Source organism: Microcoleus sp. BM001215392, assembly GCF_036700185.1.
Lineage (GTDB): Bacteria > Cyanobacteriota > Cyanobacteriia > Cyanobacteriales > Microcoleaceae > Microcoleus.
Genome location: NZ_JAUBOJ010000045.1, coordinates 1 through 20,107, shown reverse-complemented (window position 1 = coordinate 20,107; position 20,107 = coordinate 1). Strand labels below are relative to the sequence as shown.

Below are 20,107 nucleotides of genomic sequence, written 5' to 3'. Positions count from 1 at the left end.
TTTGTATGACCAGCAGCTACAGCGCCGACCAGATTCAAGTTCTCGAAGGTCTCGAAGCAGTCCGCAAACGACCGGGGATGTACATCGGTACCACCGGCCCGCGAGGACTCCACCATCTAGTTTACGAGGTTGTGGACAATTCCATCGATGAGGCGCTGGCTGGCCACTGCACTCACATCGAGGTTGACTTCAACGCGGATGGTTCAGTCACTGTCACAGATGACGGTCGCGGTATTCCCACCGGCATCGTTGCCAAAACTGGCAAGTCGGGAATCGAAACAGTGATGACTGTTCTGCACGCCGGTGGTAAGTTTGGCGGCGGCGGTTACAAGGTTTCTGGAGGTTTGCACGGTGTAGGTATTTCCGTGGTGAACGCGCTGTCGGAGTGGGTAGAGGTGACGGTTTGGCGCGATCAAAAAGAACATTTGCAGCGCTACGAACGAGGCTTTCCAGTCAGCGAACTTGGGGCAAAGCCCTGCAAAGGAAATCGCACCGGTACTTCAGTTAGTTTTCTCCCAGATACTCAGATATTTAGCACTGGGATTGAGTTCGATTATGCTACTGTTTCTGGACGTTTGCGAGAGTTGGCTTATCTGAATGCGGGCGCTAAAATTACGTTTGGCGATCGGCGTTTGGAATTGCTCAAAAGTGCCGAACCGCGTGTCGAAACCTATTGTTACGAAGGTGGCATCAAGGAATATGTCACCTACATGAACCGCGAGAAGCAGCCCCTGCACGAAGAGGTAATCTACGTGCAAGGCGAACGCAACAACGTGCACGTGGAAGTGTCTTTGCAGTGGTGCGTTGATGCTTTTAGTGACAACGTTCTCGGTTTTGCTAACAACATTCGGACGATCGACGGCGGTACACACTTAGAAGGCTTGAAGGCTGTTTTGACGCGGACGATGAACTCGATCGCCCGCAAGCGCAACAAAATCAAAGAAAACGAGCCCAACCTCGCCGGCGAAAACGTCCGCGAAGGTTTAACAGCCGTGATTTCGGTCAAAGTTCCCGATCCCGAATTTGAAGGCCAAACCAAAACAAAGCTAGGCAATACAGAAGTTCGGGGAATAGTTGATTCCCTCGTAGGGGAAGTATTAACCGAATATTTGGAATTTCGCCCCCAAGTAGCAGACGCTATTTTGGAAAAAGCAATTCAGGCATTTAAAGCCGCAGAAGCCGCCCGTCGTGCCCGCGATTTAGTCCGCCGAAAATCCGTCCTAGAGTCATCTCCTTTGCCCGGAAAATTAGCGGACTGTAGCTCCAGAGACCCCGCCCTGTCTGAGATATACCTGGTCGAGGGCGATTCAGCCGGCGGCTGTTTTCTCTCTTCAGACAAAATATTATTAGCTGATGGCACAACAAAAACCTTCAAAGAGATAGTTGACGAACAAGCAGAAGGTAAAGAACACTTTTGCTACACCATTCGCGAGAGTGGAAACATCGGGTTTGAGCGGATAACCAACGCTCGCATGACTAAAGCAAATGCTGAGGTTATCAAATTGACATTAGACAATGGGGAGACAATCACTTGTACCCCCGACCATCGGTTCATGTTGCGGGATGGCACTTACAAAGCAGCAGCACTGCTGACACCGGACGATTCATTAATGCCTCTCAACCGCCAGTTGTCTAAAAAGAATCAAAATGGGCAGGGACTTAACGGTTACGAAATGGTTTGGAATCCCAACAGCGACAAGTGGATTTACAGTCATCTGTTATCGGATTTCTACAACCTGAAACATGAGGTGTATCAAGCATCTGACGGCAACCACCGCCATCACGTTGATTTCAACAAACTCAACAACAATCCGACCAATATTCAGCGGCTACCTGCTCAGGCTCACTTGGCTTTACACCGCGCCAATCTTGAGAAAACATTGCACAGGCCAGATGTCATTGAAAAGAGCCGTCAAGCTCACATGACTGATGAATTTCGGGCGATGATGAAAGAGCGGATGCAGCAGCCTGAAACCAGGCAAATTCTCTCTGAACAGGCAAAGGCTCAGTGGGAAGATGAAGAGTATAAAGCTTACATGACTAGCAAGTGGCGTGAGTTCTACGACACTAATGAATCTTATCGCGAGCAAAATAATGAACTGCTCAACCAAGCGCAGCAAGAGTATTGGAGTTCAGAAGAAAACCGCTTAGCTCAGTCGGAACGGGTTCGCAATCATTATGCTAACAATCCTGAAGCGCGGGAGGCTAATTCACAATTGGCCAAAGAACAGTGGCAAAATCAGGATTTGTTGGACTGGCGACGGGAAAAAACTAAGGAACAGTGGACACCGGAGTTTCGCCGCCAACGCAAAGCAGCTTTGGACGAAACTTATTACCGCAAGACTCTGGAAGCCTTGAAGGATGTTCAGATGAAAATGGGCTGGATTGACGTAGATACTTACAATGCTCGTCGTCGCGTGAAAAAAGATAAGACTTGGTTGAAGTACGAGACTTTTTGCGATCGATACTTTAATGGTGACGAAGTATTGGCCCGTCAAGCTGTTCGTAACTACAACCACCGTGTGGTATCGATCGAACCTGTAGAGGAACGGCACGATGTTTACGACATCGAAGTGCCTAACAGCCACAACTTTGCACTAGGTGCGGGAGTTTTTGTACACAACAGCGCGAAGCAAGGGCGCGATCGACAATTCCAAGCAATTCTGCCTTTGCGCGGTAAAATTCTCAACATCGAGAAAACCGACGACGCCAAAATCTACAAAAACAACGAAATTCAGTCGTTAATTACAGCCCTGGGTTTGGGAATTAAAGGCGAAGAATTCGACCCCGGTCAATTGCGGTATCACCACATAGTGATTATGACTGACGCTGACGTAGATGGGGCTCACATCCGCACGCTGTTACTAACTTTCTTCTATCGCTATCAGCGCGCACTTGTAGAACAAGGTTACATCTATATTGCTTGTCCTCCTCTCTATAAAGTGGAACGGGGACGCAATCATTACTACTGTTACAGCGAACGCGAAAGAAATAGTTTGATTCGCAATGAATTTCCGGCGAATGCGAACTACACCATCCAGCGGTTCAAAGGTTTGGGCGAAATGATGCCGACGCAGTTGTGGGATACGACGATGAACCCAGCAACTCGGACGCTGAAACGGGTGGAAATTGAGGACGCTGCTGAAGCCGATCGCATCTTTACGATCTTAATGGGCGATCGGGTCGCGCCCCGCCGCGAATTCATCGAAACCTACGGCCCCAAACTCAATATGCTTGACTTGGACATCTAAGTTAGTTGACAGTTGACAGTTGACAGTTGACAGTTGCCAGTAGTCAGTAGTCACTTAGTAGCCATCACTCATCAGCCACTAACTAATGACTAATGACTCATCCTCGCCAGCAAACAACTGCCAACTGCCAATTGCCAATTGCCAACTGCCCACTGACTACTGCTGACTACCACTTTTGTTATAAAAATTAATACAATCTCTCATCAAATTGATTTAAGGTAAGTGCTTAGGTAAATTAGAGATTTTTGGCGCATCCATCAACTACCACAAAAATAGAAGGTTGGACAATATAGCATGAGCATCAATTTAGCGACTAAATTGCGTGAGGGAACCAAAAAATCCCACTCAATGGCAGAAAACGTTGGTTTTGTCAAGTGTTTTTTAAAAGGCGTTGTAGAAAAAACTTCTTATCGGAAGTTAGTAGCAAACCTCTACTTTGTCTACTCGGCAATGGAAGAGGAAATGGAACGCCAAAAGCAGCATCCGGTTGTTTCAAAAATTTATTTTTCTGAATTGAATCGGAAACAAAGCTTAGAGCAAGATTTATTTTACTACTACGGTGCTAACTGGCGCGAACAAGTAGCTCCGTCAGCAGCCGCTCGCGCCTACATCCAACGGATTCACGAAATCTCGGCTACCGCACCGGAACTGTTAGTAGCTCAGTCTTACACTCGCTATCTAGGCGATTTATCCGGCGGACAAATCCTCAAAGGAATTGCTCAGCGCGGCATGAATCTTACCGAGGGAGAAGGCACTGCTTTCTACGAATTCCAGGATATTCCTGATGAAAAAGAGTTCAAAGCTAACTACCGTCAGGCAATGAATGAATTGCCGATTGACGAAGCTACAGCAGAGCGAATTGTTGATGAAGCTAATGCAGCTTTTGGCATGAACATGAAGATGTTTATGGAGTTAGAAGGCAATTTGATTAAAGCTGTCGGTCAGATGCTATTCAACACCCTGACGCGGAAGCGCGGCGCAGCCAGTACCGAATTGGCTACTGCTGATTAGTCAATACCCATTGGCAATAATTTGATCCTCGTTTAAGAGGAAAACATTAAATCCTGGGGGTTTGATGGCTGCTTTTACAGTCACCAAAGCTCCGGGATTTTGCATAGATGCAGATGGCGGTTGAAAGCGCGCCTACACAAAAGAAGTCCGCTTTCGGGCCGACGGTCGAAAAGAATGCAATTTTCACCGCCCGCTGTTTAACCCGCTCTTTAACCAATTTGACATCTTTGAGTTTTTGGGTTGGGTGACCAGAAATATAGAGATCAACCTGTTTCTGAGATTTACAGCGAGTGTCGAGAAACCGGGTTTCTACGAGTTTTTGGGTTGGGTGACCAGAAATATAGAGATAGACCCGGTTTCTGAAATTTACGCAAAATAGATATCAAATGGGTTCTATACAAGCGCGTGAGTGTCTGTATAGACGCGGTTTTAACCGCCCGACCTTCTGAATCTGCGATTGCTTTCATCTCTACATCGCGAAAGAAGGGAGCGGGAACGCTCGCAATGACAAAAAACTTCTCAATTACCATGACCAATGACCAATTACCAATTACCATGACCAATGACCAATGACCAATGACCAATGACCAATTACCTTCCCACGCCGCGATTAGGAGGCTGCTCATCCGGGACAGGCAAAGAAGTCGGCCTTACCTGGCGCTCCAAATACTTGCTCAAAGCATAAGCGATATCCCCGCGAGTCATCGGCTTCAAAGCATTAATCTTGTTAGTTGCAACATCAACATTCACAAACCCTTCATAAAGGGCAGTAGCCATAGACTTTCTAGCCCAATCAGGGATTTCCCCTGCATCTGAATACTTAGCTAAAATCTCGGCAACGGTAGCGTCGGGAAACTGAAAAACTCCGTAAGCTTGAGCAAAAATCGCCAAAGCCTCAGCGCGAGTCACCCTTTGATTTGGGAAAAACATTCCGTCGCGATATCCCCTCATCGTTCCCGTTTTCAAAGCAATTTGAATCGCACTGTAAGCCCAGTAACTCTTAGGTACGTCCGGCAATTCCATATCAGGTTTCTGAGCTGTTTTCCGCCGTTCCAAACCAAAAGTTTTCACTAAAATTACCGCCAAATCGGCGCGACTGACAATGCCCTCAGCATTAAAATTGCCACTAGCATCTTTATTCATCAGTCCTGCACTGACAACCCGGTCTATCGGGTCAATTATTTGTTGAGATTGAACCACCGTTGGCACTCCTTGCGCTAGCGCGATCGCCAAAAACACACACACTAACTTTTTCACGATTTTAATCCTTTCTGCCGCTAAAATAATCATGAAAGCGACAGTAATATTTTTTCCCGTTCCATCGACATGACTGTGTAACTTTGGCGGTGCGGGAGATTGTGGGATTTTATATTAAAAAATATTGGCGAACGGCAAAGCGCCCTGCATTTTCCCCAGCCAATCAATCAAATTATCCAACTGCTTTTCGGCAGTCAAAACTGCCATACCCCGAATCGTAACCTTCCCCTTGCTGTAAACAAAACGAGAATGTAAATGTTCTGGCAAATTAGCCTTAAGCAAATTCCAAGCAGGTTCCTCCATCGGCGTTTCCAAAACAATGTGTTGCTTGTTTTCCGGTTTAATCCGAGAAAAACCGATTTGCTTGGCGATTTGTTTGAGTTCCACAACTCGGATCAGTTGCTGCGCCGGCAGAGGAATCGGCCCGTAACGATCGCACCAATCGGCCCGAATCTGTTGCAACTCTTCGAGAGTATTCGCAGAAGCCACAGATCGATAAGCGCTCATCTTTTGATCCAAATCCCCAATATAATCGGCAGGAATAAACGCCGTCAAACTGAGGTCAATTTGCGCGTCCTCAACCTTGGGGATTTCCTGACCCTTAATTTCGCGAATCGCCTCCTCTAACATTTCAGCATACAAATCAAAACCGATCGCCTCCATTTGACCAGACTGTTCCGTACCCAAAACATCACCAGATCCGCGAATTTCCATATCCCGGACAGCCAACTGATAGCCCGAACCCAACTGCGCGAACTCTTGAATTGCCCGCAGCCGCTGCCTTGCAGCATCCGACAGTTGGTTCTGCTTCGGATAAAACAGCCAAGCGTGAGCCTGAATTCCCGCACGTCCCACGCGTCCGCGCAACTGGTACAACTGACCCAAACCAAACTTCTGCGCGTCCTCTATCAAAATTGTATTGACACGGGGAATATCCAAACCCGACTCAATAATCGTCGTACACACCAAAATATCAAACTCTGCGGCACTGAAAGTCAGCATGATCGATTCTAGTTCCGCAGCATCCATTTGACCGTGGGCGATCGCAATTCTCGCCCCCGGAACCATTAGCTGTAAAGTATCGGCCAACTCATCAATCCCCTCAATCCGAGGTACAACATAAAAAACCTGACCGCCCCTGTCCAATTCTTGACGAATTGCCGTCCGCACCACCTCCAAATTGTAGGGGGATAAATGCGTCTGAATCGGGCGGCGGCTGGGCGGCGGAGTCGCGATCAAACTCATCTCCCGAATCCCAGACAGCGACATATACAAGGTGCGGGGAATCGGCGTCGCCGTCAGAGTCAGCACATCTACCTCGGTTTTCAGAGCTTTAATCGCTTCCTTTTGCTTCACCCCAAACCGCTGTTCTTCGTCCACCACCAACAAACCCAAATCCCGAAATTTAATCGCTTTACTCAAAACAGATTGAGTACCGACAATCACGTCTAACTCCCCAGTTGCCAAGCGCTTGTGAATCTCCCGGCGTTCAGTTTCTGTGCGAAATCGGTTGAGCAAACCAACTTCGATCGGATAAGGCGAAAAACGCTCCTTGAGCGTGTGATAGTGCTGTTGGGTCAAAATTGTCGTCGGCGCCAGCATTGCCACCTGCTTGCCCGCTGTAATTGCCTTAAAAATAGCTCTCAGAGCAACTTCTGTCTTGCCAAAACCGACATCGCCGCAGACCAACCGATCCATCGGTCGATCGCCCTCCATGTCGCGTTTTACATCCAGAGTAGCCTTCAACTGATCCGGCGTTGGTTGGTACGGAAAAGAATCCTCTAACTCTTGCTGCCAAGGCATATCAGGCGGAAAAGCATAACCCTGTTGCTTAGCTCTTTTAGCGTAAAGATTCAGCAAATCTACCGCTACTTTCTTAACAGCTTTGCGAACTTTTGCTTTAGTTTTTTCCCAAGTTTGACCGGTCAGCTTGTTGAGATCCGGCACTTTATCGCCGACAGTCCGAAACCTCGACAGCGCGCCCAATTGATCCGCCGCGACTCTGAGAGTACCGTCAGCGTATTGCAACACCAAATATTCGCGAGTTTCCCGATCGATCGTCAAGCGTTCCAACTTGAGAAACTTGCCAACTCCGTGCTGGCGGTGCACCACAAAATCCCCCGGACTCAGCTTGTTCGGGTCAACCTTTTTAGAAGCGGCGCGGCGGCGCTTGCGGACGTAGCTAAATGTCGCCAGAGAATGCTGGCCGTAGAATTCTCGATCGGTAATTAAGACAATCCGAAAAGTCGGCAGGATAAAACCTTCCAACTCTGCCAGCCCGCTGTACTTCAAAGCTACCGGAATGTGCTGCAACTGCAATTTGTCGATCGCCAAAAAGTCGCGCGGATTCACCACAAACTGAGCCGGACAGTCGTGTTCCGACAGCAGAGAGACCGATCGACTCGGTTGAGCCGAAACCATAAACACCGTAAAACCGCGATCGCGCTCGAACCGGAGCATTTGAGAGAGTTTCGCAAATTGGTGAGGCATCACCGGCACAGGCCTGCTGGACAAATTAATTGCAGGCGTTTGGGCTTTTTGAGTAGTAGAATCTTCTGCTAACTCTGAAAGTTCCAGCCTGTCAAAAGCTGCGACACCTGCGATCGATTCACCAAAACTGCGGTGAATTTTCGGAACCTGCAAATTAGCAATTGGCAATCTTTCAGTTTCCCCATCCGCAACAACAGATTGATTGCAACTTTCCCATTGTTCCTGGGCATTTTCAAACCAGCGGTCGCTGTGACCTTCACATCCTTGGGGTTCGTCAACTACAACTAAAGTATTTTCAGGTAAATAATCCAACAAACAAGCTGGTTTTTCAAACGCTAAACCTAACAGCCTGCGGACAAATTTTTCCGCTTCATTTTCTGTATCAACCAAGTCTAGTTTGTGGATTTTATCAAGCTTTTTTTCTGCTATAACAGCTTTAATAATTGGGTTAAAGCTGGTCGGAGTTAAAACTAATCGATCGACCTTATCGAGCGATCGCTGGTTGGAGGGATCGAACTCGCGCAGTTGATCCAAAGTATCCCCGAACCATTCCAGGCGCACCGGCAACTCGGCGGCCACCGGAAACACATCGACAATATCGCCCCGGCGGCTCCATTGACCTTCGGTTTCCACCAAAGTCACCCGATCGTACCCCATCGAGGCAAGTTGGCGGTCAAGTATCTTTGAGTCTTGAACTTCGCCTCGTTTCAGCGTCAGACAGTAGGGTTCAAAAGCCTCTGGCGGCGGCAAGTGAGGCTGGAGAGCTCTTTCTGTAGCTACAATCGCGATCGGCTTTGAGGAATTGGCGGTTTTTTGTTCCCGATCCACCAAATCCGCCAGCACCTGCATTTGTCCCCACGTCATTTCGTTCTCGTCGGAGTAAGATAGCTCGTAGGGCGAAGCTTCCGAAGTTGGGTAAAAATGTACGATTTGCCAGCCCATGGCTTCTAATTGAGCTACCCAGCGGCCGGCTTCTTCTAGAGTTGCTGTCACGGCTAGTAGGTTTCGCCCCTCTTGTTGTGCGAGGGCGGAAGCTACTAAACCTTTGGGTAAGCGGGCGATGCCGTTCAGTTGCAAACAGTGATGGCGTTTGAGCTTGTTGAGAAGTTCTGTGGCTAGGGGCGATCGCCCCAATGTCCGAATGATCGAAGAGAAAGTCATGGGCTGTTAATTATGATCCCCGATGGGCGAAGGCTCTTCCCGGCTGCTGATTAAGTCCGATTGTACGACAAACATCTATCATTGTGCCGATCGGGTGTTGGCAGTTCAACTGCACTGCGGGTAGATTTTTGCTAGATATGTTCTGTGAATATCTCGAACGTGCGATCGAAACGAGCTCGTTCAGTTAATCTAGGGACAGGTCGATCGCCAAATCGAGATTGTCGATCTAAATTGACAGATACCCCAGATGATGGATGCAATTCAATCTAAAATCTGAAATCTCAAATCTCAAATCGACTAATCTAGGGACAGGTCGATCGCCAAATCGAGATTGACAGATACCCCAGATGATGGATGCAATTCGATCTAAAATCTAGAATCTAAAATCTAAAATCGACTAATCTAGGGCAGTGCGCTTCGCCTTTACCACCGATAATTTGAGAAATGTCCCCAAGTACCGACCTTCTGATTGTTTTCCTGCTGGTTTTCCTCAATGGCGTGTTTGTGATGTCAGAGATGGCCATCATCTCAGTACGGAAGGTGAGACTGCAACAGATGGCTAACCAGGGTTCGACGAATGCCCGTGTAGCTTTGGATCTGGCTAATGCCCCGAATCAGTTCTTACCGACAGTTCAAATCGGAATTACGCTGCTGGCTATCCTGTCGGGCGCTTTCGGAGAAACGACCATTGCTAAAAGAGTAGAGCCTCTGTTGCGCTTGATTCCGGCTTTGCAACCATATTCTCAAGCGATCGCCTCAGTCATCGCAATTTTAACCATAACTTATCTCACCATAATTATTGGCGAACTTGTGCCGAAGCGGCTGGCCCTCAACAATCCCGAGCCGATCGCCTCTAGTGTCGCTATTCCCATGCGAATGCTCTCAAAAATTGGTGCTCCTGCCGTTTATGTGTTAAGTTATTCCACTGAATTAATCTTGCGAATTATGGGGATTGTTCCTTCAACGGAACCGCAAGTTACAGAGGAAGAAATCAAAGTTTTAATCGAGCAAGGAACCGAGGCGGGAACCTTTGAAGAAGCCGAACAGGACATGGTAGAAAGAGTCTTTCGTTTGGGCGATCGGCGAGTCAGCGCCTTAATGACCCCGCGACCCGATCTTACCTGGCTCGACCTCGACGACTCAGTAGAAGAAAACCGCCAAAAAATGCTCGGCAGCGGTCATTCTCGGTTTCCCGTCTGTCAGGGCGGACTCGATAACGTTGTCGGTTTAGTACACGTTACCGATATGTTGTCTCGCACTTTAACAGGTCAAACCCTCGATTTAAGTGCTTCTTTGCGGAGGCCTTTATTTGTACCAGAAAGCACGCGCGGTTTAAAAGTATTAGAGCTTTTTAAGCAATCTAGCAATCAAATTGCGTTAGTAGTAGACGAATACGGCGTCATTCAAGGATTGGTCACAGTCAACGACATTTTAGTCGAATTGGTGGGCGACTTTCCCTCGATTGAAGATGCCGACGAACCGCAAGCCGTGCAGCGCGAGGATGGTTCTTGGCTGTTAGACGGAATGCTGCCCGTTGAGGATTTCTTTGATTTGTTTGGAATCGAAGAAATCTCATCAGAAAATAGGGGAAGTTACCACACAATGGGCGGCTTTGTAATTACCAATCTGGGCAAAATTCCGGCTGCTGCGGAGCATTTTGAGTGGAACGGTTTGCGCGTCGAAGTCGTGGATATGGACGGAAACCGAGTTGATAAGATATTGGTAATGCCGATCGACTCAGGGGGCGATCGAACTAAAACCCAACCAAAAACCTAAAAGTCCATCAGATCGGACGTAGGGTTGAAACCGCGTCTACAAAAAGGAAGTCCCGATGGTGCGCGGTGTAAATAAAAAAACGTAATTTTCACGGCTCGCTCGGAAACCCGCTCCCGTAGCGTGAGTGTCTGTATCGACCCGGTTTCAACCGCGGGCGTCTTCTATATCCGATTACTTCTTATTACTCCTAGCCTCATCCTTCCGCATAGATTTTACAATAGAACTGCCCACATAATTACTGAATATTTCCTGTCCAGTTTGATTGTAATGACAGCAGCTATCTACATAAACAACATCTTTAGTTTTGTCAAAAACCTTAACCCCATTCAAAATATTAATCTGATTTTTTTGTAAATTAGAAAACTTACTTAAAAGAGCCGGATAACCAATTTCAACAGCCTTAGCATAAGGAGTTTCCTGATTAAAAGCAATCCGCTTCTCAGCATTGCTAAACACCTTTTTTGTCTGATAATATTGATTCGGCTGGAGGACGTGAAAATAAGGAACGTTGCTAGCCGACAGCACTTTGTGCATAAAAATAGAACTTTTTGCCCAATTCCACGCCATTTCTTCAAAAGCTGCTGCATCATCTAAAATATAATTATTTTTATTATAATAAATAACACTGCCCTCATCATCTTGTTCCTTTTTGCTGCGTTCTCTCTCAAACCGAATCACATCTTTGCGATAATTGTTAACTAAATTTTGAACGTAAATAGAAGTCAAAGCATCGCAAGCAGCTAAAGAGCAGCTCTCTAAACTTTCCAAACCATCATTAATCCTATTTTTAGTTTTTTGAATTTTGATAGTTAATTCCATCGCCTTCAAAGAAAGGCTATTGTTAGCCAAGCTAGTCAGCGGCATCAGGTGCTGAATGCTCGGCATCGCTAAATCAATTTTATTTTTATTGTTTAAATTAGAAAGTGCTACTTCGTTAAATCCATCTATATTCACCACAAAATCCAGTTCTTGACCTAAAGCTAAAAAATAGTTTAAAATCAATAACTGTTGGGGCTGTTTGTAGCCTCCTGTAGCAAAAGACAAAATTATAAATTCTTTATCCTTTAAACCGGGAAGCTGCTTGAGGTATCGAGATAAAATTTTATTTTGAACTTCAAAAACTCCATAATTTGAAGCCACGGAACCGCCAAAAACTCCGATAATAAATTGATGGGGCTTGGTTTTTTTAAACGGATAATCGTAGGGAGACATAAACCCGTAATTGTTAACTTTAAAACCGGGGCGAAAATCGGGGCCGGGTTTTTCGATAAATCCAAAAAAAGGATGCAGCCTGTTGACAATAGACTGATTCAGCCGCACTCCTTCTAAATTAATTCCTAAAGCCGACTTATCTTGCGCCTTGGATCTAGTATAGAAAAATTGCTTGTGCTTGACAAAATACCATCCGAGGGAACCGAACTCTAGGAAAACAAGTAACAGCGCCAAGTTAATCAAAGTAATTTTGAGGATTTCTTGGGTTTTGTTACTCAATTTAAAATCTTTCATAAATATTTATTTAGACTTTCTCACTACTTTAATGATGGAACTGGAAACATAGTTTGCCAATACTTCCTCTCCCACTGAATTATAGTGACAGCAGGCATCTTTGTAAACCGTATCTTTTGTATTGTCCAAAATATTCACTCCGCTAAAAATATTAACCCCAGCTTTTTGCAAGTCATTGACTTTGGACAACAGCACCGGATAACCTTTTGTCACTCCTTCTATGTAAGGACTCTCTTTGCTGATGGCAATTTCCTTTTCCTTGGCAGTAAATACTCGCTGAGTGCGATAATACTGGTTGGGCTGGATAAAGTGAAAATATTTGATGTTTCTACTCGCTAAAATTTGATTCATGCCGATCGACGATTCGTACCACAGCGACGCCATTTTGTCAAAAGCGGCAGATTGCACCAAAACAGACTCAGCTTTGGGAATGTATACTATACTTTGTTTTTCGGGATCTGAGTTGGCTTGTTTGACTTGTGCGTCGTACTTGACAACTGCTTGCTGGTAATTGTTGACTAATTGTTTTACTCTAAGCGAGGTAACGGCGTGACACAAAGCAAATTGACAATTTTGCAATTTGTCAATACCTGCTTTCAACTGTTGTTTGTTGTCGTTGATTTGGACGATCGCACTCATCGCCAACGGCGATAAATTGTTGTTGGCTAAACTCGTCAGCCCCTGTATGTGCTGGACGCTGGGCATTCCTATTTCTAGCTGGGCTTTGTTATTTAAATTTGACAGTGCTACTTCGTTAAAACCGTCAATATTGATGACTAAATCTAACTCTTGACCCAAAGCCAAAAAGTAATTTAAAATTAATAATTGCTGGGGCTGTTTGTAACCGCCGTTGCCGAAATTTAAAATCACAATTTCGCGATCGGCAAATTCTGCATAACTCTGCAATTTTTTAGACAATCTTTGATTTATATATTCATCTACAGCAAAGTTATTAGCAACTGAACCGCCAAAAATTCCGATGATAAATTGTTTTTTATTGGTTTTGACAAACGGATACTCGTACAGGGAAAAAAAGCCGTGTTTGTTGACTTTTAATTTTAATTTTTCGTTAGTAAAAGCACCTTGTTTGAGGACGTAGCCAAAAAACGGGTGCAGTCTTTCTACGATTGATTCATCTAACCTAATGCCGAGGCGTTCGATATCTTCTACTACCTTTTCTTTACCTTTAGTTCTGGTATAAAAAAACTGCTTTTGGTTGATAAAATAAAAAGCTAATGATAAAGCTTCCAGGCAAATAAAGGCGATCGCCAAATTAACAGCGATTAAAGTTAATATATTTTTACCTTTTTCGAGCTGCGTTGAATCTTTCATGAAATTTGACTGATTGCGGTTATTTTTTGGGGACTTGAGACTGCTGCAAATTTGCGCACAAATTTCGGTAGATCAGGATGCTGCCCAGCCGGTGTCCTAGTTCGTTCCAGTGACCCCCACAGGGTACGGAATTATCAAAACCGTGGGCGCAAACTTGAAATTTTTCGGTGTAACCTTGGAACTGTTCCGTTAAATTCAATACGCGAAAACCCTCGCGCGCACCCAATTTTTCCAGCCGCCTGTCGGGATAAAACAAATCCTGAATTTTGTGTTCCTGTATAAACTTTTGCCGCTTGGCCGACTCGCGATCGACTTGAATCGGAGCTCCGATCGTCACGAGCAAGAAATCCGCCTTTTTCTGCACGACTTCATTGTGTATCTTCACAATCAAGCCTTCGGTCACCCTCCACGCATCTTCCCAAGCTGCATCCTGAGGTGGATTGAAGTTTTTGGTACTCAAAGCGGTAAAATCCTCGGATAACTGCCGCTTTTTCCCCTCTATATCTACCTTTTTAATCACCTGCAAGATGCGCGAATTGTTGACAAGAAAACTGGGCATCCTGTCTACAAATGAAACTGCATTTTGGTTGCGATCGATCGGCGGCAAATTGCGAAAAGACATATCCGCGACCAACTTGCCGCTAGCATCATATCTAAAAAATGGTCGATAGAGGTCGTATTCTAATTTTGGCGAATTGTTAATTACATCATTGCCAACAAAAAAGGCAAGAACTACAATATCAGGATTGTAATCCCATACTTTTTTGCGCAGCATTATCAATTCTTGAGCAGTACCGTAACCCTGGACGCCGAAATTGATTACCTCAACTTTTTTTTGGCTTTTTACAGCATTGCAATTGCTTAGTTTTTGTTCCAATTTCGACCAGAAAGTTTGTTCAACGGGTACGTGAATTGCTTCGGTGAAAGAATCGCCCAAAACCGCCACCCGCAAGGTATTGGGAGGTTTGGCTTTGGCGTGCTCGCGATGATCGCGCAAACCCTCACTGTTCACCTGTACAAAACTCGCACCTTCGCCCTTCCATTCTCCCGACACGCCGGGTTTGAGCTTCCAACCCAAATCGCGATCGGCAGTATGGAAACGAGTTGGTGCAGAATCTGCGACATCTCCTATTCTGGCGTAGCCTTCAACTCTAGCAACTCGCAATCCTATTTCACCAATTATCGCTCCCATGAATAAACTGCCGAGTGTCAAACCTAAATTGACACCCAAAGTTTTCAACTTGCTCATTCTTTCAAAACAGCGTGTAAATAAACGGAGCAATCACAGAACCCTGACTCAATACAATCAAAGCTCCTAAAAAGACTAAAGTCACAATTAATGGTAGCAACCAATATTTTTGGCGTTCCTTCATAAACGCCCACAAATCTTTGAGAAAGTCTATTGTTGATTCAAACACTTAGAAAGGACGCTCCATGCTAACTTTTGTTCTTGCTTTACTCGGGACGCGGTAAGTATCCATTTTGGGATTTAGTTTGCGCCGCATTGCATCTTCGCCAAATATGCCTTTGATAACTCCCATCGGCCAAATTATCAGGTAAAAAACTATGCCCAAAATAATCGGCGTTTCGATCTTGTTGAGGAGCAGTCCAAACTTCATCCATCCGTGATAAATCGGATTCAGGGATTTCGGCGCAACTAATGCTAGCACAACTAGGACGGCGCAGATTGCCCAGGGCCACCAAGGTATGGAATGCCGCCGCAGTAAAGGTACGGCTAAACCGAACAGCACCGCAATTAAGCCGCCAATTAGCAGCCCGAAATCGCGCAAGCCTTTGTTATCGAGTTTTTTTATTTCGTCGCTCATGTTGAAGGAAGAAGGAAGGAAGAAGGAAGAAGGAAGAGGGGAGAAGGAATAAGGAAGAGGGGAGAAGGAAGAATCTCAGCTAATAACAACTGCAAACTGTCAACTGTCAACTGTCAACTGTCAACTGACTAATCTAGTTCAAATTCATTTTTCCAAGCTTCGTCTTGTTTCCAAGGAATTTGTTCCGATTTAGGAATTAAGAAATTCTCTAAAACCAGATAGTCCATTTCAGTTCGCATAAAACAGCGGTAAGCATCCTCAGGAGTGCAAACAATTGGTTCGCCTCGGACGTTGAACGAAGTATTTACTAAAATCGAACATCCCGATCGCTCTTCAAAATGACTGATTAAGTCATAGTACCGAGGATTGGTTTCTTTGTGAACGGTTTGGATGCGAGCCGAGTAATCGACGTGGGTGACAGACGGAATTTCCGATCGCGGAATGTTAAGCTTTTCAATGCCAAACAACTGTTCTTGTTCCGCTGTCATGGGAATGCGGAGACTGGCTTTGACTGGAGCAACCAATAGCATATAAGGGCTAGAATGGTCAATCTCGAAATAATCCGCAACTCGTTCGGCTAAGATTGACGGTGCAAAAGGTCGAAATGATTCCCGATATTTGATTTTCAGGTTCATCACGGACTGCATTTTAGCATTGCGAGGATCGCCAACGATCGATCGACCGCCCAGAGCCCGCGGCCCAAATTCCATCCGCCCTTGGAACCATCCGACGACGTTTCCCTGTGCCAAAATTTCCGCCAACTGCGGCATCAATTCGGCATCGTCCAATCGGTGATAGCTGGCTTTGACAGCATCCAAATATTCCTGAATTTCTGTGTCAGTAAACTGGGGCCCCAAATACGAGCCGCGCATTTTGTCGTGACAAGTTAAATGAGCCACAGACTTCGCCACGGTTGCTACAGCTTGGTTCGCACTCAGGACTTCAGTCTTCTCCTCCCCGTTCGTAGTAAGGACTTGGGTCCTCTCCTCCTTAATCTTATTTGCAACGGGTGACTCATCAGCAACAGTACGAGTTTGTTCGCAATACTGATACCAAATCGCCAAAGCCGCGCCCAAAGCACCGCCAGCATCTCCCGCCGCCGGCTGAATCCAAATATCCTTGAAAATATTTTCCCGCAAGAGTCTGCCGTTAGCAACGCAGTTGAGAGCAACGCCGCCTGCGAGACAAAGATAATCGACATCCAATTCTTTTTTAACTGTTCTGCAAAGCCGCAAAACAACTTCTTCGGTAACAACTTGAATGGATGCTGCAATGTCCATTTCCCGCTGGGTCAATTTTCCTTCAGCTTTGCGCGGCGGGCCTTCAAATAGTTCGTCAAACTTCTGATTTGTCATGGTTAAGCCAACTGTGTAGTTGAAATAATCCATGTCTAAACGAAAAGTTCCGTCATCTTTGAGGTCGATTAAATGGGTGAGAATTTTGTCTACAAACTTGGGTTCGCCGTAGGGCGCTAAGCCCATGAGTTTGTATTCACCAGAGTTGACTTTGAAGCCTGTGTAGTAGGTGAAAGCTGAATAAAGCAAACCCAAGGAGTGGGGAAAGTCGATTTCCCACTGAGGTGTCAGTTGGTTGCCGTCTCCTAGCCAAACGGAGGTTGTCGCCCACTCGCCCACGCCGTCGAGGCACAAAACCGCGGCTTTTTGAAACGGGCTGGGGAAAAATGCTGAGGCTGCGTGGGATTGGTGGTGTTCGGTAAATAGCAGAGATGGCAGTTTGTTTGTTTTGCAGTTTGCCATGGATGCGAGCTCTCTTCTGAGCATGGTTTTGAGGTATAGCTTTTCTTTGAGCCAGATTGGCATGGCGGTGAGGAAAGAGCGAAAACCTTTGGGTGCGTAGGCTAAGTAGGTTTCGAGAAGGCGCTCGAATTTGACTAAAGGTTTATCGTAAAAGACTATGCGATCGAGTTCCCGCAATTCTATGTTCGCTTCTTTCAGGCAATAGGCGATCGCATTCTTGGGAAATCTGGCGTCGTGCTTTTTGCGGGAAAATCTTTCTTCCTGCGCTGCGGCGACAATTTCTCCATCGCAAATTAAGGCGGCGGCGCTGTCGTGGTAATACGCCGAGATTCCAAGTATGTTCATCGCTCTCCTCACAAATCGCTATGCGCTCGTATCTGAGTATTTAGAATAGCTAACGATTATAGCTTTAGTGGTGCAGATTTGGAGTTGAGTTTTGCGATCGCCTCTAATTTTAGCTGAATTGATGCTGGTGGGCGGTTGAGGTCGATCGCCCGTCTGACAACATCCAGCTAGTGCCGGCGAATCCTGCGCCCCCAGGCTCTGAAGTAAGCGATCGTCGGAAATTGATAAAATTCTACTACCAACCACAGCACAATGCCTAAATGGGACAAAAAAGCTAAGCCCGTCCAAGCTGCGGGGAACCACGACAAGCGGCTGCCGGGAACCGGGGCAAAGTAGTAAGCTGAAAGTCCGAGTAAGCTGGTAGGAAGGAAGATCAGACCGATCGCCGCTGCAAAATAGGGCCATCCTAATTGTAAGCCTTCGAGGTGTGCTCCTATCCATTTTTTGCCGTTCCAGTGCCAAGTGACCGGCGGTTGGCGATCGGCCATTTTCAGCGATTGTCTTTCAACGCTGGCGATAAAAATGTGCTGGCAGAAGTTGCAAGCCAGGGCCTCCATCATCGGCATGGTGGAAATTTCACCGGTGCGGCACACGGGACAGGGATATGTATCTTGAGGGTTGAAAGGTCGGTTTGATGGTTTGAGAGTCTGCATGGATCGGGCTGCTTGTCAAGATATTGAGTGATCTTAACAGAACAGAGATGATAGTTGAGAGTTGAAAGTTGAGAGTTGACCGCTTGAGGGCGACCTCTACCTAAAAGTCCGAGGATTGGAGTAATGAATAGTCTGATTTTAATTTCTCGCTACAAGGGTTACCGCTTTCAACCTATTCTTTCTGGTAAGTAGCAGAATATTTTTGAGGTCGATCGAGCTCTGGTGTCAAGAGTCCCCGCCGCGGTACTGCACCCGATAAATCCGGTTGTTGGCCTCCTCAGTAAACAGCAAACTTCCGTCAGGTAAAACCAACAAACCAACAGGCCGCCCCCAAGTTTTCGGGCCCGACGGATCTGTCAGAAAACCCGTCAGAAAATCCTCATAATAACCTTGAGGGCGTCCGGTTGCGGCATTAAAAGGTACAAACACAATTTTATAACCAGTTCCAGCATTGCGATTCCAACTGCCGCGAAACGCCACAAACGCCCCATTCAGGAATCTTTTAGGAAACGTTTTACCGTCATAAAATTGCAATCCCAAAGCTGCCGAATGCGCCTGAAACAAAACGTCCGGCATCAATGTTTTTGCTGCTAAATCAGGTCGATCGCTAGTTCCATTTTTGACGTGGCGCGGGTCGAGCAAATTCGGCTTAAAATAAGCGTAAGGCCAGCCGTAAAACTCGCCTTGACGAATTCTTGTCAAGTAATCCGGCACCAAATCATCTCCCAAACCGTCGCGTTCGTTGACTGTTGTGTAGAGTTGATTGGTTTTTGGGTGAAAATCCAATCCCACGGGATTTCGCAAACCTGAAGCAAAAGTTTGTTGGTTGGTGCCGTCCAAATTCATCACTTGCACGGACGCCCTCGGTAGCGGTTCGGCATCGGCATTAGACTGAGAACCAACTGATACAAACAACTGGCGGTTGTTGGGAGAAACTACCACATTTCGCGTCCAGTGTTGGTTGTAACCGCCGCCCGGTAAATCGGCAATTTTTTCACCGCTACCTGTTAATTGTTCCTGCCCTTTTGTGTAGGGAAATCGGCGGACTTCAGCGGTGTTTCCCAGGAAAAAATAGCGATCGGCAAAAGCCATACCAAAGGGAATATTTAACTTGTTTTGGGCGCTGGCAAAAGTCATGTTTACCTCAGCAACACCGTCACCGTTGGCATCGCGCAGCAGCCTAATCCGATTCTGCCTGGTTTCTGTTACCAAAACATCTCCTGTCGGCGTCAAAGCCAGCCATCGGGGAGCGTCTAAATTGTCAGCAAAAACGTTGACGACAAAGCCAGGAGGCACTTGTAGCAATGGCGATGGCGGAATTGGTACTACTTGAGCAGGTTTCGAGGCGCTTTGGGTGGCGAAAGGCTGCGGCAAAGCAGTTGCAACAATGCGGATTGGCTGCGGGGAAAGCGGTTTGGTGGGCAGAATTTGAGCGGTACGAACATTGGTCAGCGGTACTGGCGAGGGAATTTGCGACAGCGGGCTTGGGGCGGGTACGGGAGTGGCTGTGGCATCTTTTGCTCGATCGCACGCAACCAGAGGCAGCAGTAGAATTAGCAACAGGAAACGCAGGTAATACATATAGCCTTTCTCAGAAAGATCGGGTACTAAGTAAGTAGGCGCTAATCAAACAAAGTATGTTAAGTAATTTGACAATTACGCTTGATTTGTTCGTAGTCAGGGATGGAGCCCTTTTTTACAGGGATGGAGCCGATACCTACAAACCTTGAATTATTTACACC

Annotated in this window: 13 protein-coding genes; 3 read left to right on the top strand and 10 right to left on the bottom strand. The window is 46.3% G+C overall.

Annotated features, from left to right (window positions below; genetic code table 11):
* Positions 1-5 precede the first annotated feature (5 nt).
* Together gyrB and QT974_RS07835 are read left to right on the top strand one after the other, a co-directional pair.
* Complete coding sequence (gene gyrB / locus QT974_RS07840) at positions 6-3,251, top strand: DNA topoisomerase (ATP-hydrolyzing) subunit B (RefSeq protein WP_333467953.1); 3,246 nt, start codon at positions 6-8, stop codon at positions 3,249-3,251.
* A 294-nt stretch (positions 3,252-3,545) separates the two neighbouring features.
* On the top strand, positions 3,546-4,262 hold the full coding sequence (locus QT974_RS07835) for a biliverdin-producing heme oxygenase (RefSeq protein WP_333467952.1): 717 nt from the start codon (positions 3,546-3,548) through the stop codon (positions 4,260-4,262).
* Positions 4,263-4,853: 591 nt separating this feature from the next.
* Here QT974_RS07835 and QT974_RS07830 read toward each other — a convergent pair.
* Positions 4,854-5,519: an S-layer homology domain-containing protein gene (locus QT974_RS07830; protein WP_333467951.1), complete on the bottom strand. Its 666-nt coding sequence runs from the start codon at positions 5,517-5,519 to the stop codon at positions 4,854-4,856.
* A gap of 114 nt (positions 5,520-5,633) precedes the next feature.
* Positions 5,634-9,170 carry a transcription-repair coupling factor gene (gene mfd, locus QT974_RS07825; RefSeq protein WP_333467950.1) on the bottom strand — a complete coding sequence of 1,179 codons (3,537 nt, stop codon included), beginning with the start codon at positions 9,168-9,170 and terminating at the stop codon, positions 5,634-5,636.
* Between the two features lie 444 nt (positions 9,171-9,614).
* Here mfd and QT974_RS07820 point away from each other — a divergent pair, with 444 nt between their 5' ends.
* Positions 9,615-10,946 (top strand): hemolysin family protein, encoded by a 1,332-nt coding sequence (locus QT974_RS07820; protein ID WP_333467949.1) that lies wholly within the window; start codon positions 9,615-9,617, stop codon positions 10,944-10,946.
* A 171-nt stretch (positions 10,947-11,117) separates the two neighbouring features.
* Here the strand turns inward: QT974_RS07820 and QT974_RS07815 are convergent, their stop codons facing one another.
* From QT974_RS07815 to QT974_RS07780, 8 genes are all read right to left on the bottom strand, one after another.
* On the bottom strand, positions 11,118-12,452 hold the full coding sequence (locus tag QT974_RS07815; protein ID WP_333467948.1) for a hypothetical protein: 1,335 nt from the start codon (positions 12,450-12,452) through the stop codon (positions 11,118-11,120).
* Positions 12,453-12,458: 6 nt separating this feature from the next.
* Positions 12,459-13,784: a hypothetical protein gene (locus tag QT974_RS07810; RefSeq protein ID WP_333467947.1), complete on the bottom strand. Its 1,326-nt coding sequence runs from the start codon at positions 13,782-13,784 to the stop codon at positions 12,459-12,461.
* A gap of 19 nt (positions 13,785-13,803) precedes the next feature.
* Positions 13,804-15,033 carry an SGNH/GDSL hydrolase family protein gene (locus QT974_RS07805; RefSeq protein WP_333467946.1) on the bottom strand — a complete coding sequence of 410 codons (1,230 nt, stop codon included), beginning with the start codon at positions 15,031-15,033 and terminating at the stop codon, positions 13,804-13,806.
* 4 nt (positions 15,034-15,037) lie between these two features.
* The gene (locus QT974_RS07800; RefSeq protein WP_265234095.1) at positions 15,038-15,202 is read right to left on the bottom strand and encodes a DUF5989 family protein; all 165 of its coding nucleotides are present in this window, start codon (positions 15,200-15,202) and stop codon (positions 15,038-15,040) included.
* Positions 15,203-15,610 (bottom strand): SxtJ family membrane protein, encoded by a 408-nt coding sequence (locus QT974_RS07795; RefSeq protein WP_333467945.1) that lies wholly within the window; start codon positions 15,608-15,610, stop codon positions 15,203-15,205.
* Positions 15,611-15,738: 128 nt separating this feature from the next.
* Positions 15,739-17,712, bottom strand: coding sequence for a carbamoyltransferase family protein (locus tag QT974_RS07790; protein WP_333467944.1), 1,974 nt, complete (start codon positions 17,710-17,712; stop codon positions 15,739-15,741).
* Between the two features lie 167 nt (positions 17,713-17,879).
* Positions 17,880-18,365: a hypothetical protein gene (locus QT974_RS07785; protein WP_333467943.1), complete on the bottom strand. Its 486-nt coding sequence runs from the start codon at positions 18,363-18,365 to the stop codon at positions 17,880-17,882.
* A 225-nt stretch (positions 18,366-18,590) separates the two neighbouring features.
* Positions 18,591-19,946, bottom strand: a complete 1,356-nt coding sequence (locus QT974_RS07780) for a PQQ-dependent sugar dehydrogenase (protein WP_333467942.1) — start codon at positions 19,944-19,946, stop codon at positions 18,591-18,593.
* Positions 19,947-20,107: the final 161 nt, after the last annotated feature.

Coding starts and splice junctions, on each gene's coding strand:
- QT974_RS07835 (WP_333467952.1), top strand. CDS start 3,546: ATGAGCATCAATTTAGCGACTAAATTGCGTGAGGGAACCAAAAAATCC.
- QT974_RS07815 (WP_333467948.1), bottom strand. CDS start 12,452: ATGAAAGATTTTAAATTGAGTAACAAAACCCAAGAAATCCTCAAAATT.
- QT974_RS07810 (WP_333467947.1), bottom strand. CDS start 13,784: ATGAAAGATTCAACGCAGCTCGAAAAAGGTAAAAATATATTAACTTTA.
- QT974_RS07795 (WP_333467945.1), bottom strand. CDS start 15,610: ATGAGCGACGAAATAAAAAAACTCGATAACAAAGGCTTGCGCGATTTC.
- mfd (WP_333467950.1), bottom strand. CDS start 9,170: ATGACTTTCTCTTCGATCATTCGGACATTGGGGCGATCGCCCCTAGCC.
- QT974_RS07820 (WP_333467949.1), top strand. CDS start 9,615: ATGTCCCCAAGTACCGACCTTCTGATTGTTTTCCTGCTGGTTTTCCTC.
- QT974_RS07805 (WP_333467946.1), bottom strand. CDS start 15,033: ATGAGCAAGTTGAAAACTTTGGGTGTCAATTTAGGTTTGACACTCGGC.
- QT974_RS07785 (WP_333467943.1), bottom strand. CDS start 18,365: ATGCAGACTCTCAAACCATCAAACCGACCTTTCAACCCTCAAGATACA.
- QT974_RS07780 (WP_333467942.1), bottom strand. CDS start 19,946: ATGTATTACCTGCGTTTCCTGTTGCTAATTCTACTGCTGCCTCTGGTT.
- QT974_RS07790 (WP_333467944.1), bottom strand. CDS start 17,712: ATGAACATACTTGGAATCTCGGCGTATTACCACGACAGCGCCGCCGCC.
- gyrB (WP_333467953.1), top strand. CDS start 6: ATGACCAGCAGCTACAGCGCCGACCAGATTCAAGTTCTCGAAGGTCTC.